This is a genomic window from Limnobacter parvus, assembly GCF_024623725.1.
In the GTDB taxonomy this organism is placed as follows: domain Bacteria; phylum Pseudomonadota; class Gammaproteobacteria; order Burkholderiales; family Burkholderiaceae_B; genus Limnobacter; species Limnobacter parvus.
Map to the genome: position 1 here is coordinate 353,700 of NZ_JANKHG010000016.1, position 25,589 is coordinate 379,288.

Consider the following 25,589-nt stretch of genomic DNA (forward strand, 5'->3'; position numbering starts at 1 on the left):
TAACCAATCCAGTTGAAGGCAAACCATGGAAGATCTCAGAACAAAGAACCAATCCTCAGAAAAAGTGAAAGCGCTTGCTGCCGCACTGGGCCAAATTGAAAAGCAGTTTGGCAAGGGCAGTATTATGCGTTTTGGCGAGAATGAGGTAATCGACGACATTCAATCAGTGTCGACAGGTTCTTTGGGTCTCGATATCGCGTTGGGCATTGGCGGATTGCCCCGCGGCCGTGTGGTCGAAATTTACGGTCCGGAATCTTCCGGTAAAACCACCTTGACCCTCCAGGTAATTGCCGAAATGCAAAAGTTGGGTGGTACCTGTGCTTTTATTGATGCGGAACACGCCCTGGACGTTCAATACGCATCCAAGCTGGGTGTGAATCTGCCTGAATTGTTGATTTCCCAGCCCGACACAGGCGAACAAGCCCTGGAAATCGTAGATGCCTTGGTTCGATCAGGTTCTGTTGATCTGGTGGTAATCGATTCAGTGGCTGCGCTAACCCCGAAGGCAGAAATTGAAGGCGACATGGGCGACTCCTTGCCAGGTTTGCAGGCACGTCTGATGAGCCAGGCGCTACGCAAATTGACAGCCAATATCAAGCGAACCAACTGCCTGGTGGTATTCATTAACCAGATTCGAATGAAAATTGGCGTCATGTTCGGTAGCCCAGAAACCACCACAGGTGGTAACGCGCTTAAGTTCTACGCATCTGTGCGGCTGGACATTCGTCGAATTGGTTCAATCAAGAAAGGCGACGAGGTGATCGGTAGCGAAACCCGCGTCAAAGTGGTTAAAAACAAGGTTAGCCCACCCTTTAAGCAAGCGGAGTTCGACATTTTGTACGGTCAAGGCACTTCTCGCGAGGGCGAGGTTGTTGACCTAGGCGTGTTGCATGGGTTTGTAGACAAAGCGGGTGCCTGGTATTCCTACAACGGCGAGAAAATTGGTCAGGGCAAAGACAACGCCCGCGACTTCCTGAAGGCCAACCCAGCCATGTCGGCTGAAATCGAAAACAAGATTCGGGAAAAGCTTGGTGTTCGCTTGCTGGAAGAGGCTGCAGCCGCGCCTGTTTCCAAAAAGAAAAATGAAGTCGAAGACGCCGAGTAAAAATCGGTTTGCCTCAGCCTTGGGCCCTAAAAAGCCCTTGGCTTCGGCCAAATCAAAAGCCGTTGCGTTGCTAGCCCGCAGGGAACACAGTCAGTCGGAACTTCGCGCGAAACTGCAACAACGTGGCTATGAGGCTGAAGAGGTCGAACAAGCCATTGAATGGGCCACTTCCCACCAGTTTCAGTCTGATGACCGGTTCAAGTTAAGCCTTTTTCGAAGGCGCGCGTCTACTTTCGGTGACCGGGCTATCTCGGCTGAGCTTGGTCAGCATGGTCTTGGTGATCTGAAATCAATCGAATTTGATGAATCTCGCGCCGAAGTATTTGAATCTGAAGAAGATCGAGCTTACGACTGGATTAAACGTCGTCAGTTGTCTGCGCTTGCCTCGGTACTTGATGAGACTGGTTCTGCAGAACCAGGCCAGTTGATGGCTTTGAAGGCCAAGGTTTTTCGGGGTTTGTCTTCTCGGGGGTTTGAGTTCGGTAACATCGATCGCGCCTGGCGTCGCATTTTAGCTGAGTTCAAATCGAATGCGTGATATCATTCATCCCGGCTTATGTGTTTCCATAGAAGTGATAGTCTAGTTCAATAACGAAGCGTTATTCAACGACACAAGAAGCAAAGAAAGAGATGAATAAAAACCTTCATAGCATGCTCGCCATGTCTCGTCCTTGCCTCGGCTGTATGTCCGAGAACCCGCTTGCGCTGTCACGCAAAAAGAACACCTTCCACTTTAAAATGTTGTCAGTTCAGTCGCCTTGGTGCGTCTAGCGGACTTGCATTAACTTTCCCAGCAAGGAATTCAAATGAAGATTCACGAGTATCAAGGCAAGGAAATTTTGAAGAAATATGGTGTGGCTGTTCCTACAGGCTACCCATGTTTCTCAATCGACGACGCAATGGCTGCGGCTGAAAAGCTGGGTGGTCCGGTTTGGGTAGTAAAGGCGCAAATTCATGCAGGCGGTCGCGGCAAAGGCGGCGGCGTGAAAGTTGCCAAAAGCATGGATGATGTTAAAACCTACGCCAGCCAAATTCTTGGCATGCAGCTGATTACCCATCAAACCAGCCCAGAAGGCCAGAAAGTAAGCCGTTTGCTGGTAGAAGAGGGTGCGGACATCAAGAAAGAATACTATCTAGGCATGGTGGTTGATCGTGTTACCCAGCGTGTTTGCGTAATGGCATCCAGCGAAGGCGGCATGGAAATTGAAGAAGTGGCAGAGCATTCACCTGAACTGATTCACAAAGTGTATGTAGATCCCGTGGCAGGTCTTAGCGACGCTGAAGCTGACGACCTGGCTGTCAAAATTGGCATTCCTTCTGCGTCTGTGGCCAAGGCACGTGTGGCTTTTCAGGGCTTGTACAAGGCGTTCTGGGAAACTGATGCCAGCCTTGCCGAAATTAACCCCCTTATTCTGACTGGTTCTGGCGACATTATTGCGCTTGATGCAAAGCTGAACTTCGATTCCAACGCCATGCACCGCCACCCTGAAATTGTGGCCCTGCGCGATTTGGCCGAAGAAGATCCGGCTGAAATTGAAGCCAGTAAATTCGATCTTAGCTACATTAGCCTGGACGGCAACATCGGCTGTCTGGTTAACGGCGCTGGTTTGGCCATGGCGACCATGGACACTATTAAATTGTTTGGTGGTGAGCCTGCCAACTTCCTGGACGTTGGCGGTGGTGCAACCACTGAGAAAGTCACTGAAGCCTTCAAAATCATGTTGAAGAACCCGAATTTGAAAGCCATTCTGGTGAATATTTTCGGTGGCATCATGCGCTGCGACGTAATCGCGGATGGCGTGGTGGCGGCTTCGAAGGCTGTTGGTTTGTCCGTGCCTTTGGTCGTTCGCATGAAAGGCACCAACGAAGATTTGGGCAAGAAAATACTGGCTGAATCAGGTTTGCCAATTATTGCTGCAAACACCATGGGTGAAGCTGCGCAAAAAGTGGTGGCCGCCACGAAAGGCGCTTAAAGCGCATTTCGAGAGTTTGATTGCCATCCAACACGATTGAAAGCAGCCCCGTTAGAAAACGGGGAGGCCACTAAAAAGGATTTTGACAATGTCTATTTTGATCAACAAAGACACCAAGGTAATTACCCAGGGTATTACTGGTAAAACTGGTCAGTTCCACACACGCATGTGTCGTGAATATGCCAATGGCAAGAATTGCTTTGTAGCGGGTGTAAACCCCAAGAAAGCGGGTGAGGATTTCGAAGGTGTGCCAATTTACGGCACTGTAGCCGATGCCAAAAAGCAAACTGGCGCCAATGCATCAGTAATCTACGTGCCGCCCCCCTTCGCCGCGGCCGCGATCTGGGAAGCAGTAGAAGCCGATCTGGATTTGGTGATTTGTATTACTGAAGGAATTCCAGTACGCGACATGATCGAGGTGCGTGATCGCATGCGCCGTGAAGGTCGTAAAACAATCGTTGTGGGCCCCAATTGCCCTGGCGTAATTACGCCTGATGAAATCAAGATTGGTATCATGCCAGGCCATATTCACAAAAAAGGTCGCATTGGCGTGGTGTCACGTTCAGGTACTCTGACTTACGAAGCCGTGGGTCAACTAACTGAATTGGGCCTTGGACAATCCACTGCTGTGGGCATTGGTGGTGACCCAGTGAATGGCTTAAAGCACATTGATGTAATGCGCATGTTCAACGACGACCCCGATACGGATGCCGTGGTAATGATCGGTGAAATTGGCGGTAGCGATGAAGAAGAAGCCGCGTTGTGGGTCAAAGACAACATGAAGAAGCCTGTTGTCGGCTTTATCGCAGGCGTTACTGCCCCTCCCGGAAAACGCATGGGCCACGCTGGTGCAATTATTTCTGGTGGTAAAGGTACCGCTCAGGAAAAACTGGCCATTATGGAAGAGTGCGGTATTACCGTGACCAAAGACCCTTCAGTGATGGGTCAGCTGTTGAAGAAAGCCATTGGTGCCTAATCCAATGTAGTTTGGGCCTTGTGCCCAAATTTCTGAAAACCCCATCATTCACTCAGAATGGTGGGGTTTTTCTTTTTAACCCCAGTGGGGGTACTTCGCTTGCCTAGAACACCGAAGAATGTGGATTCAACACCACTTTCGACGTGAGGATGCGACGATGAATACTTTGATGATGGATAAATGGCAGAAGGGGAGCAAGGGTTTCACCTTGATTGAGCTAATGATTGCAATTGCGATTGTGGGTGTGCTGGCCGCCATTGCTGTGCCGGCTTTTTCAAATTACCTGGCGCGGGCCCGAGTTTCTGAAGCCATTAATTATGCACAAAGTTGCAAAACCGGTTATCTCGAATATTACGCGACCAGCGGTGTGTTGCCTGCCAATAACGACGAGGCGAACTGCCCAACAATCACTACAGACAACGTTGCTAACGTGACAATTACATCCGGTACAGGCGCTGCAGCAGCCCCTGCAATCAGAGTTCTACTCGTGAATGCTGCTCCCTTACCGAGCGACGTTCGTAACCACGTTATCGTAATACAACCCCTCGATCCTAATAATGGAATAGTTGCCAACGGTGAGCGAATCGAAAACTGGAGGTGCTCGCTGACCACTACCGCTGGTGCAGCGGCTGCGGCGAACGTTCGGGAATTCGTTCCCGCAATTTGCAGAAATTCAGTTGCAACCAGCTAAGCCTTTTAGGGGTTAAGTGTTTCACGCTGCAGTGAAATCGCTTTTACCACCGCGTTTTTCCATCAGCTTGGTCTCACTCATCACCATGCCTTTGTCAATCGCTTTCAGCATGTCGTAAATGGTAAGAAGCCCGACCTGAACACCGGTCAGGGCTTCCATTTCCACGCCGGTTTTCCCCACGGTTTGCGCGGTACACACGCAGTGCACCTCGCACTTTACATCATCCAATTCAAACTCCACTGCCAAGCGCGTCAACGGCAATGGGTGGCACAAGGGAATCAGATCTGAAGTGCGTTTGGCCCCTTGAATGGCTGCAATTCTGGCCACGCCCAGCACATCACCTTTTTTGCTCGTGCCCGCTTTAAGCACATCGTAAGCGGCTTGACCCAAGCGAATAGTGCCAATGGCCACAGCTTTGCGTTCAGTTTCTTTCTTGCTGCCCACATCAACCATGTGTGCATTGCCTTCCTGATCGAAATGCGTCAATCCGTTCATAGCTTTGATCCCCTGCTGCTGCGGTGTTCAATCTCATGGGGCGCAGCCAAATTTGCGTAACAAATGGAAGGCTGCGCGAGAAGTTGATTGAACTTGTTTTTCATCGCGCTATCATACCCACACTACCACTAGAAAAAACAAAGCATGCGTTTTCAGTTTCGTAAAAGTGTTGCGAGTTTGCTGTGCAGTACCTTGATGCTGTCTTCAACACTTTCGCCTGCAGTTCATGCCGATGGTTTGAACAATTTGCCGAGTTTGGGCGATGCCGGTGGTGCTGAGTTGTCGGTTCAAGATGAAAGACGCTTGGGCGCTTTGATCATGAAAGACTACCGCGCCTTTGGTGCGGTCAATTCCGATCCTGAAATAACCTCTTATATCAGTCGCTTGGGCAACAAAATTGTTCAGGCAGCTTCCGAATCGCCTTCCAACTTTGAGTTTTTTTTGGTCACCGACAAATCGGTGAATGCGTTTGCCATGCCCGGTGGCTACATTGGTATTCACACGGGGCTTATTGCCGCATCGCAAACCGAGTCTGAATTAGCGTCTGTTTTGGCTCACGAGGTAGGGCACGTGACACAACGCCACATCGCACGCCGCTTCGGTCAGCAAAAACAGAGCAGCCTAGTGGCAACGGCTGCAATGATTGCCGCATTGTTGGTTGCCGGCTCCAATCCCCAGGCAGCCTCTGGTTTGATGGCAGCGGGTGCAGGTTATTCAATCGATCAACAGCTTTCTTTTTCTCGCGATGCGGAACGAGAAGCCGACCGGGTTGGCTTTTTGACCTTGCAACAAGCCGGTTTTGACACTCAAGGCATGGTGGATTTCTTCGGGCGTTTGCAGACTGCCTCGCGCCTTTACGAGAATAATGCGCCGTCCTATCTGCGTACTCACCCTCTGACCACAGAGCGTATTGCTGACATTCGAAACCGGGCTGGGCTTGAGAACAGGCGAACACCCAGCCAGAAACAGGCAGATCTCGAATTCGAATTGGTCCGAGTGAAGTCGATTGTGTTCGCTGAACGCAGCAATCAGCAGTTGGCGGATCGACTTCGCACTTTCGAGTCGCCCAATGAACAGGAAGGCATCAAAGACCCAGTGGCTTTGGCGTATGGTAAGTCATTGGTGTTAAACGCCATGGGGCGCAAAGAAGAAGCCCTGAAAGTCAGCGAGCAGGCGATTGCGCGCTTTAGGTCGGCTCAGTCGGTGGTAAAAACCACCGAGGTGCCCATGCTGCTTCAAAGCCAACGCATGCGAATGACCTTGGACGCGAGTTTACCATTGGTCTCTGCACCCATTGACCAGCGCCCGCCCCGAGAACGAGCCGCATTGAATTCGCAAGAGAAAGCTTTGCTGGAACAGTTAAACGAACTGCGTAATGATTTCAAAAGCGAGATGTCGGTGCGTTTGTTGTACGCTGAAGGGCTGCAACGTTTGGGCTTGTTCGCTGAGTCAGATTCGTATTTAAATGAGTTGGCCCAAGCCTACCGTTCCGTGCCCGAGGTATTCGACTTGTTGGCGCAGAGCGCCCTTGCCTTGCGAAAGCCTGCGGAACACCACATGGCCTTGGCCCAATCATTTAATGCCCGCCAGGCGTATCTACCCGCCATTGAACAGGCGGAGATCGCCAAGCGATTTGCCAGCGACAATTACTATTTATTGGCTGAAATCGATGCCAAACAACGCGAATACAAACGCAAGGCCGATGCTGAGCGTGAATTCGCGAGGTTTGGCAATTAGCCTTTCGATTTAGCTGCTAGTCAGCTCGTGTGGTATCCGCTTACCCGTTGCACTTCATTGGCTGAACCCAGCATCACCGCACAGCGCTGGTGCAGGTCAGTGGGCTGAATGTCCAGAATGCGTTGGGTGGCATCAAAGCTTTTGCCGCCTGCTTGCTCCACTAGCATGCTCATCGGGTTGGCCTCGTACATCAAGCGCAGTTTGCCCGGTTTGTTGGGGTCGCGCAGGTCTTTGGGATACATGAAAATTCCGCCACGAGTCAACACACGGTGCACATCGGCCACCATGGAGGCAATCCAGCGCATGTTGAAATCTTTGCCGCGCGCGCCAGTCTTTCCTTCCAGTAATTCCGAGATATAACGCTGCACAGGTTCATACCAGTGGCGTTGGTTCGACATATTTATGGCAAATTCCTTGGTGTCGTCTGGAATCTCCATGCTTTCACTGGTTTGAATGTATTCGCCTGCTTCACGGTCTAGCGTAAAAGCAACTACGCCTTTGCCAAAAGTCAGCACCAGCGAAGTTTGCGGGCCGTACACCACATAACCCGCCGCCAATTGTTCAGTACCGGGCTGCAGGAAGCTTTCATTCGTAATTTCGCCCACATCGGGGTTCGGCAGAATCGAGAAAATCGTGCCGATTGATACGTTTACATCAATGTTGCTGGAACCGTCTAATGGGTCAAACAGCACCAAAAACGGGCGATCAGAATGACCTGGCACCGGGGAACAATCATCCAGTTCTTCCGAGGCCATACCGGCCACCACACCTGTTGCTGCTAGGGCTTCCAGAATCATGTCGTTGGCAATAATGTCCAGTTTTTTCTGGGTTTCGCCCTGTACATTTTCTGAACCAGCGCTGCCCAATACGCCGCCCAGTGCGCCCTTGTGCACGGCTGCGGAAATGGCCTGTGAAACTTCAGCAATGGCGGAAACCAGCACTGCCATGTGCGCGTCCGTGTTGTGTTCAAGGTACTGCGCCAAATTAATCGTCATTCTTGTCCTCGGTTCTCAATTTAAATTCAGTGGGTGACTGCGTCCAGCGCCTTGCCGATCACCTCGCGCACATCAGGCGAAAGTTTCTCTGTGTTGAAAATGCGCTCAAGCTGTTTGCGCGCGCTTTCCTGCAGGGCAGGCACCAATTTGGTCCAGCGATCCAGCCCACGGGCCATGCGGGCGGCAACTTGGGGGTTGATCGTATTCAGTTCAATCACCAAATCAGCCCACAGCGCATAACCTTCACCTGAATGGCTGTGGAACACACTGGGGTTTTGCATGGCAAAAGCGGCCAGCAGCGAACGTGCGCGATTCGGGTTCTTTAGCGTGAAGGACGGGTGCTTTAACAGTTCACTGACCATGCCCAAGGTGTCCACGCTTTCATTGCTGGCGGGCACAGTGGCTTGCAGCATAAACCACTTGTCCACTGCCAGGGCTTCCTTGCTGAACCGTTCGAAAAACTCGGCCAGTTCTGGCGGGTTCGCCGGGCCGTTGTGCACCAAGTTGCTCAGCGCGGCCATGCGATCAGTCATGTTGTTTGCCGCTGCATATTGGGCTTTGGCCACGTTTAGTTCGTCATCTCCACCCGCTGCCACCAGATAGGCCAAAGCCACGTTTTTAAGCGCACGTTGGCTGGCAGCCACCGCATTGTATTCATAGGGCTGGCCCGGCGTGTGGCGGGCTTCATAGATGCCTTTGAAATCAGCCGCATAGGTGCAGGCCAGCAAGTCGCGCAGGGTAGTGCGGGCAAAGTGCATGGCCACAGGGTCAACCAAGCCATCAAATGATTCGAGCAGGGTGCCTTCACCGGGAAGTTGCAAGGCCAAGGCCAGAAAGCCGTCCGACAATTGAGTGTCCTTCAGCAGGTTGCCCACAATTTGCACAGCGGCCTGGGTGTTGGCACCGTCGGTTTGCCCACGTTGCAAGTAAATATCCAGAATGGCTTTGCCATATATTTTTTGGCAGGCATCCCATCGATTAAATGGGTCATTGTCGTGCCCAGCTAGGAATATCAAATCATCCGTGTTGTGGGCTGATTGCAGCACCACTGGCGCAGAAAACCCACGCAGCAATGAAGGCACCACAGGTTTGTCCAAACCAGTGAACACAAAGCTTTGGCTGGCCTGCGTAAAGTCGAGCACATCGCCGTGCAGGGCACTGGAATCGCCCTTCAAGGCGAGTGGCATGTCTCGCCCAGTTGCCACGTCCACGAAGCCCAACTTCACTGGAATGTGAAAAGCGGGCTTGCTGGCTTGCCCAGGCGTGGGGCGGCAATTTTGCTTCAAGGTCAATTCAAGCTCGCCGTTGGCTTGTTTCCAGCTGGCCAGTACCTCGGGCGTGCCAGCCTGCGAATACCAATGCCTAAACTGTTTCAAATCGAGTTCGGGGTGTTCTTCCTGCAGCGCTGTTTCCATGGCGCCCACGAAATCTTCACAAGTTACTGCTTGCCCATCGTGGCGATCAAAGTAAATTTGCATGCCGCGTTGGAACAGTGTTTCGCCCAGCAGGGTGTGCTGCATGCGAATCACTTCGGCGCCTTTTTCATACACTGTCACAGTGTAGAAATTGTTGATTTCCTGATAGCTGTCGGGGCGAATTGGATGAGCCATGGGCCCAGCGTCTTCGGGAAACTGGGCCGCGCGCAACACCTTCACATCTTCGATTCGCTTTACCGCGCGGGCAGAATCGGCTTGGGCCACATCAAGGCCTTCAGCCATCATGTCGGCTGAAAATTCCTGATCGCGAAACACGGTTAAACCTTCTTTCAGCGAAAGCTGAAACCAGTCGCGGCAGGTTACCCGGTTGCCAGTCCAGTTGTGAAAGTACTCGTGGCCCACCACGCTTTCCACATTCTCAAAATCCACGTCTGTGGCCAGTTCGGGGTTGGCGAACACAAATTTGGTGTTGAAGATGTTCAAGCCCTTGTTTTCCATCGCGCCCATATTGAAGTCGGCGGTGGCCACAATCATGAAGCGATCCAAATCCAGGTCCAGGTTAAATCGCGTGCGGTCCCAGTCAATCGATTTTTTCAGGCTTTGCATGGCAAAGTCGGTTTTATCCAGATTACCGGGTTCAACCCACACTTGCAGCAACGCCGGCTGGCCATTGCCTTTTTGAACGGTTTCTTCCTGGCACACAAACTGGCCTGCCACCAAAGCGAACAAATAGGCTGGTTTAAGGAAGGGATCTTCCCAGCGTGTCATGTGCAAGCCTTCGCCCAATTTCTTTTCTTCCACCAGGTTGCCGTTGGACAAGCTGACCGGGTGCGTGGCCTCATGGGCAATCAGGGTCACCATGAACTGGCTTAGTACATCAGGCCGATCCGGAAAGTAGGTAATGCGTCGAAAACCTTGTGCTTCACACTGGGTGAAGAAGTTGCCATTCGATACATACAAGCCTTCCAGCCGTGTGTTCTGGTCGGGTTGAATGTACACCGTAATTTCAAGTACACCCTCGCGGCCTGGCTTGTGAATGGTCAGGCCTGTGGCGGTTTGCGTGTAGTGCGTCGCATCCAGCTTTTCGCCGTTCAGCAGCACCTGCTCCAATTCCAGGTCTTCCCCATCCAGTTCCAAGGGCAGGTTGTCCGGGTTGGATTCGCTCCAGCTTTGGAACTGCAAGCGGCTTGCCACCTTGGTGCGCGAAGGGTTCAGCGTGAACGTTAAATCGGTGCGGCTGATTCGGTGGTTCGGCGCTTTGTAGTCTTTGCGAAAAAAGGTGATGGGTGCTTGTGCGTCTCTCATGCCGGGAAATCCTTGTTGCTGCTGTGTTGCTGATTAGTGCTCGTGACCACAGTCCGGGCCGTGTTTGTGCTCGTGTTTGTGCTCGTGTTTGTGCTCGTGTGAATGGCCATGACCGTGATCATGGTCACAACAGTCGTGGTGTTTAATCTCGGGCACTACAATTTCCAGCATCGGTGCGGTCAAGGTGCTGAACTTCAATTCGAAATGTTCCAGCATGTGCATGCATTCATGGCTGGCCACCACGCGCGCGCCATTCTCATTCAACTGAACAGGCCAAAAATTCAACCCCGCCACATGCAGAAATTCTTCGAATCCTTTTTGGCCGCGTTCAATTTCAAACAGCTCTTCCTGGGCTGCCGCCACAATCGCCCACTCATTGGTGTTTGAAACCAGCTTGTCGCCCACTTCCACAGTGTCGTGCACATGGCAAATCAATGTGCTGCCATCGCTTGCTTTCGCATCGTGCGGCACTTCCTGGCGTTCATCAAATGTCAGTTCAAGGGTTTTCGCATTGCGAAGCAGCACGGAAGCAACCTTGTGGTTCGCCTTTACCACTTTGTTGTACACCACATCGTGATTGTGGCCGCAATCCGGGCCATGCTCGTGTTGATGTTCATGGTCGTGATCGTGGTCGTGTGAATGGTCTGCGCTCATGGCGTTTCCTTCGGTCGGTTTTCGTAGTTAGTCGCGGAAGTTTTCGAAACCCAATGGTGTTTCTGTCACTTTCTGTTTCAGCAAAGCAATTGCGTTTTGCAGATCGTCCCGTTTGGCACCCTGAATACGCACTGTGTCGCCTTGAATGCTGGCCTGCACTTTCATTTTGCTGTCTTTGATCTCTTTCACAACCTGTTTGGCCAAATCTTTGTCCAAACCGTTTTTAACAGTCACGGTTTGTTTGATTTTGTCGCCAGACACTTTCTCTTTTTTGTCAAAAGTCAGAAAGCGAACATCCACATTGCGCTTGGCGCATTTGTTGCGGATAATCTCGGCGACTTGCTCCAGTTTGAAGTCATCGTCGGCGTACACCATGATGGTGTTTTCATTCAACTCAACCTTGGAATCAGAACCTTTAAAATCAAAGCGTGTTCCAATTTCCTTTTTCACCTGGTCAACCGCGTTGCGCAATTCAATCAAGTCGGGTTTGCAGACCACATCAAAAGACGGCATAGTTTATTCCTTCAAGCATAATGCCCCATTGTAAACGTTTGACCACCCCCTATGTCAGCCCTTGCCGCCAGCCACAGCCTTGATTTGCAACCCTTGCACACCTTTGGTTTGCCAGCGTTTGCACGCGGACTATGTTTGATTAGAAACAGAGCTGATCTGCATCAATTTGCCCAGTTGCGCCAGGCTGGCGGGGTGCATTTGCTGCTGGGTGAGGGCAGCAACACCGTGTTTGTTGGCAGTAAGGTTGATGCCACGGTCTGGAAAGTGGCCATGAAAGGGCGCGAGTATTTGGGCTGCGATGGCTCACACCAACACCTCAGGGTGCAGGCCGGCGAGAATTGGCACCACACTGTTGAATGGACAGTAGCCATGGGTTGGGGCGGACTTGAAAACCTTGCCCTGATTCCCGGTTGCGTGGGCGCAAGCCCAGTTCAGAACATTGGTGCTTATGGCGTTGAATTGAAAGATCGAATTTCTGCTGTGCATGCGTTTGACCTCACCACTGAATCAGACCGTGTATTCGCAGTGGATGAATGCGAGTTCGGGTACCGAGACAGCCAGTTCAAAAGCTCTGCCAATGGCCGATATATCATTACCGCGGTCGATTTTGCGCTGCCCGTTCAGTGGCAGCCAGTGTTGGGTTATGGCGATGTGGCTCAGCGGGTGGAATTGCTGGGCAGCATAAATCCGCTGAATATCATGAAGGCGGTGTGCGCCATTCGCACTGAAAAGCTGCCAGACCCAACTGTGCTGGGCAACAGCGGAAGTTTCTTTAAAAATCCTGTTGTTACTGAGCAGCAGGCCAAAGCGTTGATCAATAAGTTTCCAAACCTTGTGCACTATCCAGCAGGCTTGGGATTGGTCAAGCTTGCAGCAGGTTGGTTAATCGACCAATGTGGTTTGAAGGGCCATGTGCTGGGTGGGGTGGCTGTTTACGACAGGCAGGCCCTGATTTTGGTGAATTTGGGGCAAGGGCAGGGCGCTGAGTTGTTACAGCTTATTCGGCACATTCAAATGCAGGTTCAAGACAAATTTGGCGTGTTGCTGGATCCCGAGCCGAATCTAGTTTGATATCCACAAAGAAAAACCGCCACCCAAAGGCAGCGGTTTTCGTAATTGGCTTCGCTTAGGCTTCAATGCAGTGAATCACATTCAACCCTGCTTAGCCGCGTTTCACCTTGGCATTGGCAGCAATCCGCAAGCGCAGTGCATTCAGCTTGATGAACCCACCCGCATCGGCTTGATCGTATGCACCGCCGTCTTCATCAAAAGTGGCTATTTTTTCATCAAATAGTGAATCAGTTTTTGAATCGCGGGCAACTACAATCACATTGCCTTTGTACAACTTCACTCGTACCCAGCCATTCACCGTGCTTTGTGTGTGGTCGATCAGTGTTTGCAGGGCCACGCGCTCGGGTGCCCACCAGTAGCCGTTGTAAATCATGCTGGCGTAACGGGGCATCAAGTCGTCTTTCAAATGGGCCACTTCGCGGTCCAGCGTAATCGACTCAATGGCGCGGTGCGCTTTCAACATAATCGTGCCACCCGGTGTTTCATAGCAGCCACGGCTTTTCATGCCCACGTAGCGATTCTCAACCAAATCAAGGCGGCCAATACCGTGCTTGCCGCCCAGTCGGTTCAATTCGGCCAGTACTGTGGCAGGGCTCATTTTTTTGCCATTCAAACCAACAATGTCGCCTTTCTCGAATTCAATGTCCAGGTACTCGGCTTCATCGGGTGCAGCTTCGGGGCTCACTGTCCAGCGCCACATGGCTTCTTCAGCTTCTGCACTCGGATTTTCCAAATGGCGGCCTTCAAAGCTGATGTGCAACAGGTTGGCATCCATGGAATAGGGTGCTCCGCCTTTCTTGTGCTTCATGTCGATTTCAATGCCGGCATCTTCTGCGTATTTCAAAAGTTTCTCGCGGCTCAGCAAGTCCCATTCACGCCAAGGCGCGATAATTTTCACGCCAGGCATCAGCGCATAAGCACCCAGTTCAAAACGAACCTGGTCGTTGCCCTTGCCGGTGGCGCCGTGGGAAATTGCGTCTGCGCCAGTTTCACGTGCAATGTCGATCAAGCGCTTGGCGATCAGCGGGCGGGCAATTGAAGTGCCCAGCAAGTATTCACCCTCGTACACCGTGTTTGCACGAAACATCGGGAACACGAAGTCGCGTACAAACTCTTCACGCACATCGTCGATGTAAATGTTCTCGGGCTTGATGCCGAATTTCAGTGCTTTCTGGCGCGCTGGCTCCAGTTCCTCGCCCTGACCCAGGTCGGCCGTGAAAGTGACGATTTCGCACCCGTAGGTGTCTTGCAGCCATTTCAAAATAACAGAGGTGTCCAAACCGCCCGAATAGGCAAGTACTACTTTGTTGATGTCGCTCATGGTTCTCGATTCAAAAAAGGGTTGTTACAGGTCCGCTTATTTGCGGCCCAACAAAAGGAATTCCATCAGGGCTTTCTGGGTGTGCAAGCGGTTCTCCGCCTCTTCCCACACAACGCTTTTCGGCCCGTCGATGACTTCAGCCGCCACTTCCTCGCCACGGTGGGCTGGCAGGCAGTGCATGAACAACGCTTCTGGATTGGCCACGTCCATCATTTCCGTGTCGACCTGGAAGTCGGCAAATGCACGGCGGCGGGCTTTGTTCTCATCCTCGAAGCCCATGCTGGTCCACACATCGGTGGTCACCAAATCAGCACCTTTGCAGGCATCCATCGGGTCTTCAAACCACTCGTGGTGTGTGCCCTTGATATTGGTTTTGGCCGGGTCAATGTTGTAGTCGCTGGGTGTGGAAATATTCACCTTGAAATCCAGAAGCTCGGCAGCTTGCAGCCAAGTGGCGCACATGTTGTTGCCGTCGCCCACCCACGCCACTGTTTTTCCCTGAATGCTTCCACGGTGTTCGATGAAGGTGAAAATGTCCGCCAGAATCTGGCAGGGGTGGTATTCATTGGTCAGGCCGTTGATCACAGGCACGCGGCTGTTCGCGGCAAAGCGCTCGATGATTTCCTGCTCGTAGGTGCGGATCATGACGATATCGCACATGCGCGACATGACCTGAGCAGCGTCTTCCACCGGCTCGCCTCGACCCAACTGCGAATCTTTGGTGTTCAGGTAAATGGCAGATCCACCGAGCTGGTGCATGCCGGCCTCAAAGCTTAGGCGTGTGCGCGTCGATGCCTTCTCGAAAATCATTACCAAAGTTCGGTCTTGCAGCGGGTAATAGGGCTCGTACCGCTTGAAGCGCGCTTTTACATCGCGCGACGACTTCATCAGGTAATCAAACTCGTCTTTCGATATGTCATTGAACTGCAAAAAATGTTTGATGGGCATTTTTCTATACCGGCTTGCCTCGCAGGCCGGTTCCTTTTTTATGCAGATTGTTCAAGAAACGCTTTAATCAAAGGGGCCAATTCCATGGCTAGCGTTTCTGCTTCCTCTTTTTTAATAACCAGTGGTGGTAACAGGCGCACCACATTGTCTCGGGTTACGTTAATGATCAAGCCTTTGTCGCGTGCAATGGCGACCAGTTCGGCGCATGGCTTCCACAATTCGATACCCACCATCAGGCCACGGCCGCGAATGTCTTTCACACCCGCAATGCCTGCCAATTCACGCGACAACACGGCGCGAATCAGTTGGCCCATTTGTTCTGAATGCGCCAGCAAGCCTTCTTCTTCCATAATCTGGATGGTGGCCAGTGCGGCAACCGACACCAAGGGGCCGCCACCGAAAGTAGTGCCATGCGAGCCCGGCGAAAACACGCCCGCAGCCGGGCCTGAAGCCAGGCAAGCGCCAATCGGTACGCCAGAACCCAAACCTTTAGCCAAGGTTATTACGTCAGGAACAATGTCGGCATGTTGATAGCCAAACCATTTGCCTGTTCTACCAATCCCGCTTTGTACTTCATCGATCATCAGCAGCCAGCCTTTGGCGGTGCACAATTTGCGTAGTGCCTGCAAGTATTCGGTGTCAGCGACATTAATGCCGCCTTCGCCCTGCAGTACCTCAAGCAGTACGGCTTGAATTTCCGGATTGTCATCAGCGGCCTGTTCAATTGCGGCAAAGTTTTTGTAAGGGACACGAACAAAGCCACCTGGCAATTCGCCAAAGCCCACTTTGGCCTTGGGGCTGTCTGTGGCCGCCAGCGTGGCTAGGGTGCGACCGTGCCATGCACGTTCCATCACAATAATTTTTGCGTTTTCAATGCCTTTCTTGTAGCCGTAGTGCTTGGCCAGCTTGATGGCCGCTTCATTGGCTTCCGCCCCCGAGTTGCAAAAAAAAGCTTCGTCCATGCCTGAAATTTCGCAAAGCCGATCGGCCAGCCTAGATTGCTCAATCACCCCATACAGGTTTGATGTGTGAATCAGCTTTCCTGCTTGTTCAGCAATGGCTTTCACCAGTTTAGGGTGGTTGTGGCCCAGGCCGTTCACAGCAATACCCGAAAGGCCATCCAGGTATTTTTTGCCGTCTGTTGACCACATCCATGCGCCGTCACCATGGGTAAAGGCAATGGGCTGGCGCGCGTAGGTTTTCATCAAATGGTCTGTCACGGTATGGCTCTCTTTCAACAATGTTCAGGCAAAACGCACGTTTCTAAAAGCAAACGCAGCCAATCGGTCGACGCGCGGCTGCGTTGTTCAAGAGGAAATTGTACGCCGAATCAAGGCTTAAGGGCTAGTCTTGGCGGTGTGCACGGGTTCTAAATTCATCAAGATCTGAAGGCAAATGTTTTGCACGAAGGTATTCATGCGCAACAACCGACAAACATTCGTAGGTGGGCAAAGGGAACGGCCTGCCGGAGGAGCGAATGTTGTCAATTTTCATAGAATCCACATTGTCGCGGCTCATCAACGGTTCGCCTGGCGCCAGCTCCATCAGGAAGGCCTGTGCCTTGGCCAACCCATCAGGAATGCCGAATACCAACGGGTTTTTGCCCACTGCACGGGCTGACAGCTGCACCAGTTCTTTCAAGGTAAAAATTTCTGTTCCCACCAGGTCGTAGGTGTTGTGCAGGGTTTCTTTGCCCTGATCTTCAATGCAAGCCATGATTGCTTTGGCGACATCGCTCACGGAAACGGGCTGAAAACGGGCATTTGCACCTGCCAAGGGAATGAAAGGCGCAATTTTCGCCAAAGAGGCAAAAGTATTCAGGAAATTGTCTTCACGACCAAATACCACTGAGGGGCGAAGAATGGTCCAGCCCAGGCCGCTGTCTTTAACAACAGCTTCTCCGTCGGTTTTCGATCGCAAATACATCGATGGTGCCGGGTTTTGAACACCGACTCCTAATGCGCTGACGTGCACAATGCGTTTCACGGCATGCTTGACCATCGCCGCACACAGTGCCTTTGGAAATTCAACATGATTGACGCGAAAGCTTTGTCCGTAAGGTTTACCAGGTTTGCTGTGCAGCACGCCCAACAAATTGACCACCATGTGTTGGCCAGCGACCAAACGGCCCAGTGTGGCGCGATCATGAATATTGGCCTCAATAATTTGGCATGTGGGCAGGGTTAGAAGGTGCTTTGCTTTGTCATACCGGCGTGTGGGCACTGTGATTCGGTAACCTGACTTGGCCAGTTGATTACACACAGCCTGGCCCAGAAAGCCCGAGCCACCAATTACCAATACATTTCTTGATTTACTCATAAAAACAGCTTGTGCCTTATTACTTGGATCCGTAGATGATACCGAGTCTTTGTTTCAATGGGGTCGAGGCATTGTTCAACAGAAGAGAATAAGCCACTGTGTTGGACATTACGTTTTTCACGTATCCCCGTGTTTCGTCGAAAGGAATCAACTCTGCAAATATCGCACCTTCAATTTTTCGGTCACCCAAGCGGCGTTTCCAAAGGGCAGGGCGGCTTGGGCCCGCATTGTAGCCAGCCGACGCCAGCACGGGGGACTGATCGTGTTGTTCGAACACCATTTTAAGGTAACTTGTGCCCAAGGTAAGGTTGGTTTCAATCTCCGTAATGTCAGAAGGTTTGAAATTGGACATGCCAATCTTTTTCGCCACATACTTGGCTGTTGCTGGCATCACCTGCATGAGACCGCTGGCGCCCACGCCAGAGCGCGCAATGGTCACAAACCTTGATTCCTGACGAATCAGCCCGTATACCCACGATTCATCCACACCAATTTCTTGGGTTTTTGCCTGCATATTTGATCGAAACGGAGTAAGGTAGCGCAAGCCCAAATCATGTTCCGTTTCTGTGCGGTCGGCGGCTGCGATGGCTCGATCGTATAGCTGATTGCGTTCTGCCCATGTTGCTGCTGCCAGTAGTTGGCGATCTGTCATTTGGGCAACCTGCAAATTGAACTCCCAGAATCCTTCCGTTCGCAGGCCAGCGTTGTACAAGGCCAGTGCCCGATTCAGGCCAGGGTGTTTTTTGGCCCAATCAATCTCTGTGGCAGTGAGCAATTCAGGCCGTTTGGGTGCCATGACCGTATCGCCCAATTCTTCATAGGCCAGTTTTCCATAGAAAGAAAACGGACTACTTGCCTTGATCCATTCTTGGCGTGCTTCTACAACTTTGCCAGCCTCCGCCAAAGCTCGACCACGCCAATAGGACCATGCCCGGTCTTCTCTCAGGACTGGGTTCATTTCATTGGTGGCTTGCAGCACAGCGTTCCAGTCTTCAAGTAACAGCGCCGAGCGAACTTTCCATTCCTGTTGTTCCTGGCTCATGACTTCCGGGTTGCTGCGTTTGAAATAACTCAAGGCATCCCGATTCCACACCAAACCGGCTCGGTACCCAACATGTGCCCAAAGCCATTGCTCGGAGCTTGCAGACAACTTGCCCGCATGAGTTTGTTCGATTTGGCGTGCAACCCAACTGAAGTCTTCCACGGCTCGCCGGGCCAATGCACCGGTTAAATAGAGGTCGGTGCCCGAATTTGCAGATGCCGACTTCAGGTACCTATCTGGATTGGACGTGGCGTCACGCAGTGTGCTGCTGTTAACAGCCTTTCCCCAAGCCGTGTCGTCGAATTCATCCACAAATTTAATGGCATTGGTCAGTTGATTGTTGCCAATAAGTTGCAACACGTGGCGGTCCAGGTCCTTTGCTTCAACGCCACCGACTTTGTACAAATTTTTCAACAAAGTACGGCAGGTTTTGGGCAAGCGTTTGTCAAAGCTGACAATTGCATTTAGCTTGTACCGGATCAGCTGCCCTTGGTTTGCGGCGTACATCAAATCCGCACACTCGACGCCTTGATCCGGCCGGTAGCGCAATAGCTCTCGTTGCGCCGCAAACTCGTCCCATTGGGCTGTGCGCGCCAATTGTTCCAGCCAATCTCGTCGCAAAGTTTCCGCAGGCCAGCTGTTCTCAAATTTATTCAGCACTGGCAAAATATCGGCTTTTCTCCAGACAATTTCTTGATCAGGGAACTGTTTCTCAATCCCTTTTTGAAAAAAGCGGAATTGCCAAATGTCAACGTAAGGTCTGAACACACTTTTCTGGGGCAGCTGTGCCGCCAGTCGACTAAACTTGTCGTAAGCTCCATCCGAGTAAGCTGATTTAATTTGTTTCATCAGTTCAGCTTCGGAATCACTGTTTGCATGAGATGGTTGCAAAGCGGCGACGCTCAACAAGAAAACAGGAAGGAAAGCGTAGCGTGAAAAAGTGCGAAAAATTGTCATTGGTCCTGTCATGAAAAAAGCGTTGCGGCAAAAAGCCTTGGCCTATCGCACCCAACTGAGTGACCATGAAGTTGCAGCCTTTCAACCGCAAATTCATGCTGGCTTACTAACTCTACTCCAAACATTCAGGCCCTGCACCGTGGGCTTGTACCATCCTGTACGTGGGGAGCCCGACATACTTGAAATAACTGGTAATTTGGTGTTGGAGGGCTTTGAATGGGCCCTTCCCGTCTGTTGCGACTCGCCAACAGGTCCTTTGCTGCAGTTCGCTGGTTTTCACACTGGCGATTTGCTTGAGGTTGGGCAATACAACATTCTGGTTCCCCAAATCAAAACATGGGTGCAGCCCCAAGTGCTGCTGATTCCTTGTGTGGCTTTTCACAGGCAAGGCGCTCGCCTGGGTTACGGTGCTGGCTGGTACGACAGAACCTTGCAAAATTTAGTCAATAAGCCCGTTGCAGTTGGCATTGCCTACTCTGGAACTGAATCGAAACACCCGTTTGCAGAACCTCACGACCAACTGCTTGATTTTGTCGTGACCGAAAACTCAGTAATTCATTGCAAAGAAAACCGAACTTAGTACCCAATCTGGTCAAGAATTGCCAAGGTGGGTTGGGCGTTGTTCATGGTGTAGAAATGCAGTCCAGAAGCGCCTTCTTTAATGAGCTGTTCACACAGGTTCGACACCACTTCAAGGCCGAACGAGCGGATTGACTCCCGGTCGTCACCGAAATGCTGCAAGCGGTTGCGCATCCAGCGTGGAATTTCAGCGCCACAGGCATCTGAAAAACGGGCCAATTGGCTGAAGTTGGTTACAGGCATGATGCCGGGTATCAGCGGAATGGAAATTCTGGGTTGAACCTGATCCCGGAAATACAAAAACGCATCGGCATTGAAAAAGTACTGCGTAATCGCAGAATTCGCGCCGCAATTCACCTTGTGAACGAAGGCGTCAACGTCAGCTGCTGGGCTTTTGGCCTGCGGATGTGTTTCAGGGTAAGCCGCCACTTCAATGAAAAAATGGTCGCCTGTTTCCTTGCGAATGAATTCCACCAATTCACTGGCGTAGCGGAAAGAACCTGTTTCAAGCATGCCTGAAGGCAAGTCACCGCGAAGCGCAACAATTCGCTTGATGCCGTGCTCTTTGTATTGCTTTAGCAAGGCCAGTACTTTGTCTTTCGATGAACCCACACAAGACAAATGCGGTGCAGCCTCTTCACCCGCAGCCTTGATTTCAAGCACTGTTGAAAGGGTGCCGTCTTGCGTGGTGCCACCCGCGCCAAAAGTGACCGAGAAAAACTCGGGTTTGCGTTCCGAAAGCAAGGCGCGCGTGGCGCGCAGCTTTTGCGCGCCTTCTTCGGTTTTGGCCGGAAAAAATTCAAAGCTGATGTTCATCATGGTGTGTCATTTCACGTTGTTATGGTTTTGCGCAATCTAATTTTTCACCGCGTGCACAAAATATTCCTGGTTTCCATCTCCGCCCTTTAAATCGCACGGAAAGAACTCTTTGGTTTGCATATCCAATTGTGTGCAACATGCCTGAATTTCAGTCTCAAGCTGAGCAATCAAGCCCTCTAGATTTTTCACCAAGCCGTTTTTGCCAATGTGTTCAGGGCCCAATTCAAACTGCGGTTTTACCAAGAAAAGGCATTCACATTCTGTCGGCAAAAGTGCAGCCACATTGGGTAACACTTTGCGAAGCGAGATGAACGACAAATCAGCCACTGCAAAATCAAATGGCGTGAAATCGGCTCGCAACGTCACAATTTCTTGCGCAAGTTCACGCGCATCAACTTTGTACAAATTCACGCCTTCAATTGCCAGCACCGCAGGGTGTTGTTTCAGGCTGGGGTGCAACTGGTCTTTGCCGACATCTAAGCCCACAACACTATGCGCACCGCGTTGTAGCAAGCAGTCGGTGAATCCACCTGTAGATTGTCCAAGGTCAATACACCTCTTGTTTTCAATTTTAATCTGGGTGTGTTCCAAGGCGTGGTGCAACTTCAACCCACCTCGGGAAACGAAATTGGGGGCATCGCAGTGAATCAATTCAAGCTCCATGAAGGGCTCGATTTGCTGCGATGCTTTTTTAATTACAGCAGGTGGTTTATTCAGGCCATTGCGCATTAAAACTTTGCCTTGCTCAATCAATATTTGAGCCTGCGCCCTGGAAGGGCACAGGCCTTTTTCAACCAAGGCAAGGTCTGCGCGCAAGGCTTGGCCTTTCTGCTTAGTAGCGGTAGTGGTCTGGCTTGTAAGGGCCGTCTTGCTTCACGCCAATGTAGCCAGCTTGTTCCTTGCTCAATTCGGTCAACTGGGCACCAATTTTCATCAAGTGCAAGCGGGCTACTTTCTCGTCCAGGTGTTTGGGCAATACGTACACGCCCACTGGATAGTTCTCGGTGTGCAACCAAAGTTCGATCTGTGCAATTGTCTGGTTGGCAAAGCTTGAAGACATTACAAAAGAAGGGTGGCCGGTACCGCAACCCAAGTTCACCAAGCGGCCTTCGGCCAACATGATGATGCGCTTGCCATCCGGGAAAATAATGTGATCAACCTGAGGCTTGATGTTTTCCCACTGGTACTTCTTCACACTGGCAATGTCGATTTCATTGTCAAAGTGACCAATGTTGCAAACAATCGCCTGGTCCTTCATCTTCACCATGTGGTCATGGGTAATGATGTCTTTGTTACCGGTGGCGGTCACGAAAATGTCTGCTTTGTCGGCGGCGTAATCCATGGTCACAACGCGGTAGCCTTCCATTGCAGCTTGAAGTGCGCAAATTGGGTCAATCTCTGTTACCCAAACTTGAGCTGACAATGCACGCAAAGCTTGCGCAGAACCCTTGCCCACATCACCGTAACCTGCAACAACTGCCACTTTACCGGCAATCATTACGTCGGTTGCTCGCTTAATACCATCTACCAGCGATTCGCGGCAACCGTACAGGTTGTCGAACTTCGATTTGGTCACGGAATCATTCACGTTGATCGCTGGAAAGGCCAATTCGCCTTTCTTGTGCATTTCGTACAAGCGATGCACGCCAGTCGTTGTTTCCTCAGTCACGCCTTTGATTTCTTTCAGGCGAGTTGAATACCAGGTGGGGTCGGTCTTCAAGGTTTTCTTGATGGATTCAAACAAGCAGATTTCTTCCTCACTGCCTGGGTTGTTCAGCACGCTGATGTCTTTTTCAGCTTTGGTGCCCAGGTGCAGCAGCATGGTGGCATCGCCGCCATCATCCAGAATCATGTTGGAATAGCCACCATCAGCCCATTCGAAAATGCGGTGGGTGAAATTCCAGTAGTCAGTCAATGACTCGCCTTTGAACGCAAACACAGGAACGCCTGCTGCTGCAATTGCGGCGGCTGCGTGGTCTTGTGTCGAGTAAATGTTGCAAGAAGCCCAACGTACTTCAGCACCCAATGCAGTCAGAGTTTCAATCAGCACGGCTGTTTGAATCGTCATGTGTAGTGAACCGGTAATACGGGCGCCTTTCAAAGGCTGAGACGCAGCGAATTCCTTGCGGATGGCCATCAGGCCGGGCATTTCGGTTTCTGCAATCGCGATTTCTTTGCGGCCATAATCGGCCTGGGACAAGTCGGCTACGAAAAAATCGTTTTCGCCGTTGGCGGTAATTGGTTTTGCAATGGCGTTCATCACGCCCTCCTTTTTAAAGTTCATAAAGAAAGAAGCGTGAGCGCCGTTGTTTATTTCTTGTTCAAGCCTAGCACCCCAAAATGCATGGGTGTGTCGCAACGCTCCTTGAACGGACTAAATTGTAACAGGCTTCCAGCCAGAAGACCAAGCGGATTTCCGCCGAGTCTTCCTGCTTTTGCTGCCCGCGGTGGCAAGCTGCGGTCTTTAAATCCCTGCTGCTGCCCTCAATGCCTCAGCCTTGTCGGTGCGTTCCCAGCTGAATTCAGGTTCTTCGCGACCAAAGTGGCCATATGCCGCGGTTTTTGCGTAAATTGGGCGCAGCAAGTCCAGCATTTGAACAATGCCTTTTGGGCGAAGGTCGAAGTGGGCATTCACCAACTCGGTTATCGCGCTGTCCTCAATTTTGCCGGTGCCAAAAGTGTTCACCATGATTGAGGTGGGGCGCGCCACGCCAATTGCATAGCTAACCTGCACCAGACAACGCTCGGCCAGGCCAGAAGCCACGATATTTTTCGCCACATAACGGCCCGCATAGGCTGCGGAACGGTCAACCTTGGATGGGTCTTTGCCTGAAAATGCGCCGCCACCATGGGGTGCTGCGCCGCCATAGGTGTCCACAATAATTTTGCGGCCGGTCAAGCCACAATCGCCCTGTGGGCCGCCAATTACAAATCGGCCTGTCGGGTTGACCAGAAAGTTGATGTTGCCGTGAATCAATTCCTTCGGCAAAACCGGCTTGATCACTTCTTCAATTACAGCTTCACGCAGGGTGGCCAGTTCAATTTCTGGCGAGTGCTGGGTTGAAAGCACCACGGTGTCGATGCAGTAAGGCTTGCCGTCCATATACTTAATGGTCACTTGCGATTTCGCGTCGGGGCGCAGCCAGGGCAAGCGGCCGTCCTTGCGCAACAGGCTTTGGCGTTGAACCAGTTGGTGTGAAAGGCTAATCGCCAAGGGCATCAGTTCACGGGTTTCATTCACCGCATAGCCAAACATCAGGCCTTGGTCGCCAGCCCCTTGATCCAAATTATTGTCGTGGGCTTTGTCCACGCCTTGGGCAATGTCTGGGCTTTGGCGGTCGTAACACACCATCACGGCACAACTTTTGTAATCAATGCCGTAGTCGCCATTGTCGTACCCAATTTTTTTCAGCGTGTCGCGGGCCACATCAATGTAATCAACCTGGGCAGTGGTGGTAATTTCGCCTGCCATTACTACCAAGCCTGTGTTGGTCAGTGTTTCGGCGGCAACGCGTGCGGTGGGATCTTGCTCAAGAATTGCGTCCAAAACTGCGTCAGAAATCTGATCCGCGACTTTGTCTGGGTGACCTTCAGAAACAGATTCTGAAGTGAAAAAGAATTCATTCGACATAAAAAAACTCCAAATAAACAGGGAAACGATGTTGCCGCCATGTTCAGTTGAAGCCCGGCGACGCTTTAGCAGAATTGTTTTAGTTCGCCCCGCAAGTTGTCATTTAACTCAGCGAACGGGTGAAATATACAACACTTGGGGGAAAAGGCAAAGCGTGCACTGGTTACAATCAGGCGCATGGTGAAAATATTATTTAAAGTGTTCTCTGGTTTCCCGCTGACAGTGCTGCATTCGCTGGGTGCAATACTGGGCTGGGCGGTGTATGGCGTTTCGGCCAACTATCGTCGCAAAATTGACACTCATTCAAAAATTGCCTTTCCAAGCGACGAAACCCTGCGTCTTCAAGCAGTTCAAGGCTCTGTAAAGCATGCAGGCATGGCTTTGCTAGAATTGCCTTATCTGTGGGGTTTATCGACCCAGGAAGGCGCTGCTTCTTGCACGGATATTGCGAACTGGGAAGTCGTAGAACGCGCTCAGGAAAAAGGCAAGGGCATTATCTTCCTGACACCCCACATGGGTAGCTTCGAGTCCACAGCACAGGTGTTCTCAACACGCGCGCCAATTACAGTGCTTTACCGCCCCAACCGCAAGCGAGAACTTCAGGAAATCATTGAGGCCAGCCGTGCCAGAAACAATGTGGCTTTGGCCCCAACCAACTTGGGCGGTGTGAAAATTCTGTTGAAAGCACTAAGGCGGGGTGAGGCAGTGGGCATGCTTCCCGACCAAGTTCCGGGGCAAGGCGAGGGCATATGGGCACCCATGTTTGGGCAGCCTGCATACACAATGACTTTACCTGGAAGGCTGCAACAGGCCACTGGTGCAGCAATCGTATTGGCGGTGGGGTACAGAAAGGCCATTGGGCGCGGGTTTCGCCTTGAATTGTTCCCTGGGCCCAAATCACTTAGTGCAGACCCGCTTGAAGCCGCAACACAAGTGAATGCTGAAATGGAAAAGCTGATCCTGAAGTATCCAGACCAGTATTATTGGGGCTATGAACGTTACAAGCCCCCCAGGGCATAACA

Annotated in this window: 23 protein-coding genes and 1 riboswitch; of the genes, 9 read left to right on the forward strand and 14 right to left on the reverse strand. The window is 51.5% G+C overall.

Translation table 11 applies throughout. The features are described 5' to 3' along the window. The first annotated feature begins 25 nt into the window (after nt 1-25). From recA to NSP04_RS06995, 5 genes are all read left to right on the forward strand, one after another. Nucleotides 26-1,105 (forward strand): recombinase RecA, encoded by a 1,080-nt coding sequence (gene recA, locus NSP04_RS06970; RefSeq protein WP_257511621.1) that lies wholly within the window; start codon nt 26-28, stop codon nt 1,103-1,105. Continuing rightward, on the forward strand, nt 1,083-1,643 hold the full coding sequence (locus NSP04_RS06975; protein WP_257511622.1) for a regulatory protein RecX: 561 nt from the start codon (nt 1,083-1,085) through the stop codon (nt 1,641-1,643). The genes recA and NSP04_RS06975 overlap by 23 nt, the downstream gene beginning before the upstream one ends. A gap of 268 nt (nt 1,644-1,911) precedes the next feature. Next, a complete protein-coding gene (gene sucC, locus NSP04_RS06980) occupies nt 1,912-3,078 on the forward strand; it encodes an ADP-forming succinate--CoA ligase subunit beta (RefSeq protein WP_257511623.1) in 1,167 nt (388 codons plus the stop codon). Nucleotides 3,079-3,166: 88 nt separating this feature from the next. Continuing rightward, nucleotides 3,167-4,054: a succinate--CoA ligase subunit alpha gene (gene sucD / locus NSP04_RS06985; protein WP_257511624.1), complete on the forward strand. Its 888-nt coding sequence runs from the start codon at nt 3,167-3,169 to the stop codon at nt 4,052-4,054. A 157-nt stretch (nt 4,055-4,211) separates the two neighbouring features. After that, entirely contained in the window at nt 4,212-4,745 is a 534-nt protein-coding gene (locus NSP04_RS06995; protein ID WP_306815276.1) for a pilin, read from the forward strand. A gap of 21 nt (nt 4,746-4,766) precedes the next feature. Here the strand turns inward: NSP04_RS06995 and moaC are convergent, their stop codons facing one another. Next, a complete protein-coding gene (gene moaC, locus NSP04_RS07000) occupies nt 4,767-5,240 on the reverse strand; it encodes a cyclic pyranopterin monophosphate synthase MoaC (protein WP_257511625.1) in 474 nt (157 codons plus the stop codon). Between the two features lie 144 nt (nt 5,241-5,384). On the opposite strand from moaC, the gene NSP04_RS07005 reads away from it, so the two are divergent. Beyond that, nucleotides 5,385-6,977 (forward strand): M48 family metallopeptidase, encoded by a 1,593-nt coding sequence (locus tag NSP04_RS07005; RefSeq protein ID WP_257511626.1) that lies wholly within the window; start codon nt 5,385-5,387, stop codon nt 6,975-6,977. 20 nt (nt 6,978-6,997) lie between these two features. Here NSP04_RS07005 and NSP04_RS07010 read toward each other — a convergent pair whose 3' ends face one another. From NSP04_RS07010 to NSP04_RS07025, 4 genes are read right to left on the reverse strand one after another with little or no spacing between them, the layout of a single operon-like run. Then, entirely contained in the window at nt 6,998-7,972 is a 975-nt protein-coding gene (locus NSP04_RS07010; RefSeq protein ID WP_257511627.1) for a class 1 fructose-bisphosphatase, read from the reverse strand. 26 nt (nt 7,973-7,998) lie between these two features. Further along, nucleotides 7,999-10,713, reverse strand: a complete 2,715-nt coding sequence (gene pepN, locus NSP04_RS07015) for an aminopeptidase N (RefSeq protein ID WP_257511628.1) — start codon at nt 10,711-10,713, stop codon at nt 7,999-8,001. A 33-nt stretch (nt 10,714-10,746) separates the two neighbouring features. Beyond that, nucleotides 10,747-11,367, reverse strand: coding sequence for an urease accessory protein UreE (locus NSP04_RS07020; protein ID WP_257511629.1), 621 nt, complete (start codon nt 11,365-11,367; stop codon nt 10,747-10,749). Between the two features lie 27 nt (nt 11,368-11,394). After that, entirely contained in the window at nt 11,395-11,880 is a 486-nt protein-coding gene (locus tag NSP04_RS07025) for a YajQ family cyclic di-GMP-binding protein (protein WP_257511630.1), read from the reverse strand. Between the two features lie 51 nt (nt 11,881-11,931). On the opposite strand from NSP04_RS07025, the gene murB reads away from it, so the two are divergent. Next, nucleotides 11,932-12,951 (forward strand): UDP-N-acetylmuramate dehydrogenase, encoded by a 1,020-nt coding sequence (murB, locus tag NSP04_RS07030; protein ID WP_257511631.1) that lies wholly within the window; start codon nt 11,932-11,934, stop codon nt 12,949-12,951. A 91-nt stretch (nt 12,952-13,042) separates the two neighbouring features. Here murB and NSP04_RS07035 read toward each other — a convergent pair whose 3' ends face one another. From NSP04_RS07035 to NSP04_RS07055, 5 genes are all read right to left on the reverse strand, one after another. After that, nucleotides 13,043-14,272 (reverse strand): argininosuccinate synthase, encoded by a 1,230-nt coding sequence (locus tag NSP04_RS07035; protein ID WP_257511632.1) that lies wholly within the window; start codon nt 14,270-14,272, stop codon nt 13,043-13,045. A 36-nt stretch (nt 14,273-14,308) separates the two neighbouring features. Next, the gene (argF, locus tag NSP04_RS07040) at nt 14,309-15,220 is read right to left on the reverse strand and encodes an ornithine carbamoyltransferase (protein WP_257511633.1); all 912 of its coding nucleotides are present in this window, start codon (nt 15,218-15,220) and stop codon (nt 14,309-14,311) included. Between the two features lie 38 nt (nt 15,221-15,258). Continuing rightward, complete coding sequence (locus NSP04_RS07045) at nt 15,259-16,440, reverse strand: aspartate aminotransferase family protein (protein WP_371825001.1); 1,182 nt, start codon at nt 16,438-16,440, stop codon at nt 15,259-15,261. Nucleotides 16,441-16,564: 124 nt separating this feature from the next. Further along, on the reverse strand, nt 16,565-17,539 hold the full coding sequence (locus NSP04_RS07050) for a complex I NDUFA9 subunit family protein (protein ID WP_257511634.1): 975 nt from the start codon (nt 17,537-17,539) through the stop codon (nt 16,565-16,567). Nucleotides 17,540-17,558: 19 nt separating this feature from the next. After that, nucleotides 17,559-19,430: a lytic transglycosylase domain-containing protein gene (locus tag NSP04_RS07055; protein ID WP_257511635.1), complete on the reverse strand. Its 1,872-nt coding sequence runs from the start codon at nt 19,428-19,430 to the stop codon at nt 17,559-17,561. Between the two features lie 118 nt (nt 19,431-19,548). On the opposite strand from NSP04_RS07055, the gene NSP04_RS07060 reads away from it, so the two are divergent. Beyond that, the gene (locus tag NSP04_RS07060) at nt 19,549-20,118 is read left to right on the forward strand and encodes a 5-formyltetrahydrofolate cyclo-ligase (protein WP_257511636.1); all 570 of its coding nucleotides are present in this window, start codon (nt 19,549-19,551) and stop codon (nt 20,116-20,118) included. Here NSP04_RS07060 and metF read toward each other — a convergent pair. The 4 genes from metF to metK all read right to left on the reverse strand — a co-directional run bounded on the left by metF (nt 20,115) and on the right by metK (nt 24,567). Beyond that, on the reverse strand, nt 20,115-20,936 hold the full coding sequence (gene metF, locus NSP04_RS07065; protein WP_371825002.1) for a methylenetetrahydrofolate reductase [NAD(P)H]: 822 nt from the start codon (nt 20,934-20,936) through the stop codon (nt 20,115-20,117). The two genes, NSP04_RS07060 and metF, sit on opposite strands and share 4 nt — an antisense overlap. A gap of 36 nt (nt 20,937-20,972) precedes the next feature. Beyond that, nucleotides 20,973-21,752 carry a TlyA family RNA methyltransferase gene (locus NSP04_RS07070; RefSeq protein WP_257511637.1) on the reverse strand — a complete coding sequence of 260 codons (780 nt, stop codon included), beginning with the start codon at nt 21,750-21,752 and terminating at the stop codon, nt 20,973-20,975. A gap of 16 nt (nt 21,753-21,768) precedes the next feature. Beyond that, on the reverse strand, nt 21,769-23,196 hold the full coding sequence (gene ahcY / locus NSP04_RS07075) for an adenosylhomocysteinase (RefSeq protein ID WP_257511638.1): 1,428 nt from the start codon (nt 23,194-23,196) through the stop codon (nt 21,769-21,771). Between the two features lie 31 nt (nt 23,197-23,227). Then, a riboswitch (S-adenosyl-L-homocysteine riboswitch) is annotated at nt 23,228-23,309 on the reverse strand. A gap of 91 nt (nt 23,310-23,400) precedes the next feature. Then, a complete protein-coding gene (gene metK / locus NSP04_RS07080; RefSeq protein ID WP_257511639.1) occupies nt 23,401-24,567 on the reverse strand; it encodes a methionine adenosyltransferase in 1,167 nt (388 codons plus the stop codon). Nucleotides 24,568-24,744: 177 nt separating this feature from the next. Here metK and NSP04_RS07085 point away from each other — a divergent pair, with 177 nt between their 5' ends. After that, on the forward strand, nt 24,745-25,587 hold the full coding sequence (locus NSP04_RS07085; RefSeq protein ID WP_257511640.1) for a lysophospholipid acyltransferase family protein: 843 nt from the start codon (nt 24,745-24,747) through the stop codon (nt 25,585-25,587). The last annotated feature ends 2 nt before the right edge of the window (nt 25,588-25,589 follow it).

Excerpts from the sequence above, each read along its gene's own strand:
- metF (WP_371825002.1), bottom strand. The coding sequence starts at position 20,936 with ATGATGAACATCAGCTTTGAATTTTTTCCGGCCAAAACCGAAGAAGGC.
- NSP04_RS06975 (WP_257511622.1), top strand. The coding sequence starts at position 1,083 with ATGAAGTCGAAGACGCCGAGTAAAAATCGGTTTGCCTCAGCCTTGGGC.
- NSP04_RS07085 (WP_257511640.1), top strand. The coding sequence starts at position 24,745 with ATGGTGAAAATATTATTTAAAGTGTTCTCTGGTTTCCCGCTGACAGTG.
- ahcY (WP_257511638.1), bottom strand. The coding sequence starts at position 23,196 with ATGAACGCCATTGCAAAACCAATTACCGCCAACGGCGAAAACGATTTT.
- argF (WP_257511633.1), bottom strand. The coding sequence starts at position 15,220 with ATGCCCATCAAACATTTTTTGCAGTTCAATGACATATCGAAAGACGAG.
- NSP04_RS07020 (WP_257511629.1), bottom strand. The coding sequence starts at position 11,367 with ATGAGCGCAGACCATTCACACGACCACGATCACGACCATGAACATCAA.
- NSP04_RS07010 (WP_257511627.1), bottom strand. The coding sequence starts at position 7,972 with ATGACGATTAATTTGGCGCAGTACCTTGAACACAACACGGACGCGCAC.
- NSP04_RS06995 (WP_306815276.1), top strand. The coding sequence starts at position 4,212 with ATGAATACTTTGATGATGGATAAATGGCAGAAGGGGAGCAAGGGTTTC.
- NSP04_RS07025 (WP_257511630.1), bottom strand. The coding sequence starts at position 11,880 with ATGCCGTCTTTTGATGTGGTCTGCAAACCCGACTTGATTGAATTGCGC.
- murB (WP_257511631.1), top strand. The coding sequence starts at position 11,932 with ATGTCAGCCCTTGCCGCCAGCCACAGCCTTGATTTGCAACCCTTGCAC.
- NSP04_RS07050 (WP_257511634.1), bottom strand. The coding sequence starts at position 17,539 with ATGAGTAAATCAAGAAATGTATTGGTAATTGGTGGCTCGGGCTTTCTG.
- moaC (WP_257511625.1), bottom strand. The coding sequence starts at position 5,240 with ATGAACGGATTGACGCATTTCGATCAGGAAGGCAATGCACACATGGTT.
- sucC (WP_257511623.1), top strand. The coding sequence starts at position 1,912 with ATGAAGATTCACGAGTATCAAGGCAAGGAAATTTTGAAGAAATATGGT.
- NSP04_RS07060 (WP_257511636.1), top strand. The coding sequence starts at position 19,549 with ATGAAAAAAGCGTTGCGGCAAAAAGCCTTGGCCTATCGCACCCAACTG.
- NSP04_RS07035 (WP_257511632.1), bottom strand. The coding sequence starts at position 14,272 with ATGAGCGACATCAACAAAGTAGTACTTGCCTATTCGGGCGGTTTGGAC.
- recA (WP_257511621.1), top strand. The coding sequence starts at position 26 with ATGGAAGATCTCAGAACAAAGAACCAATCCTCAGAAAAAGTGAAAGCG.
- NSP04_RS07005 (WP_257511626.1), top strand. The coding sequence starts at position 5,385 with ATGCGTTTTCAGTTTCGTAAAAGTGTTGCGAGTTTGCTGTGCAGTACC.
- sucD (WP_257511624.1), top strand. The coding sequence starts at position 3,167 with ATGTCTATTTTGATCAACAAAGACACCAAGGTAATTACCCAGGGTATT.
- pepN (WP_257511628.1), bottom strand. The coding sequence starts at position 10,713 with ATGAGAGACGCACAAGCACCCATCACCTTTTTTCGCAAAGACTACAAA.
- metK (WP_257511639.1), bottom strand. The coding sequence starts at position 24,567 with ATGTCGAATGAATTCTTTTTCACTTCAGAATCTGTTTCTGAAGGTCAC.
- NSP04_RS07055 (WP_257511635.1), bottom strand. The coding sequence starts at position 19,430 with ATGAAACAAATTAAATCAGCTTACTCGGATGGAGCTTACGACAAGTTT.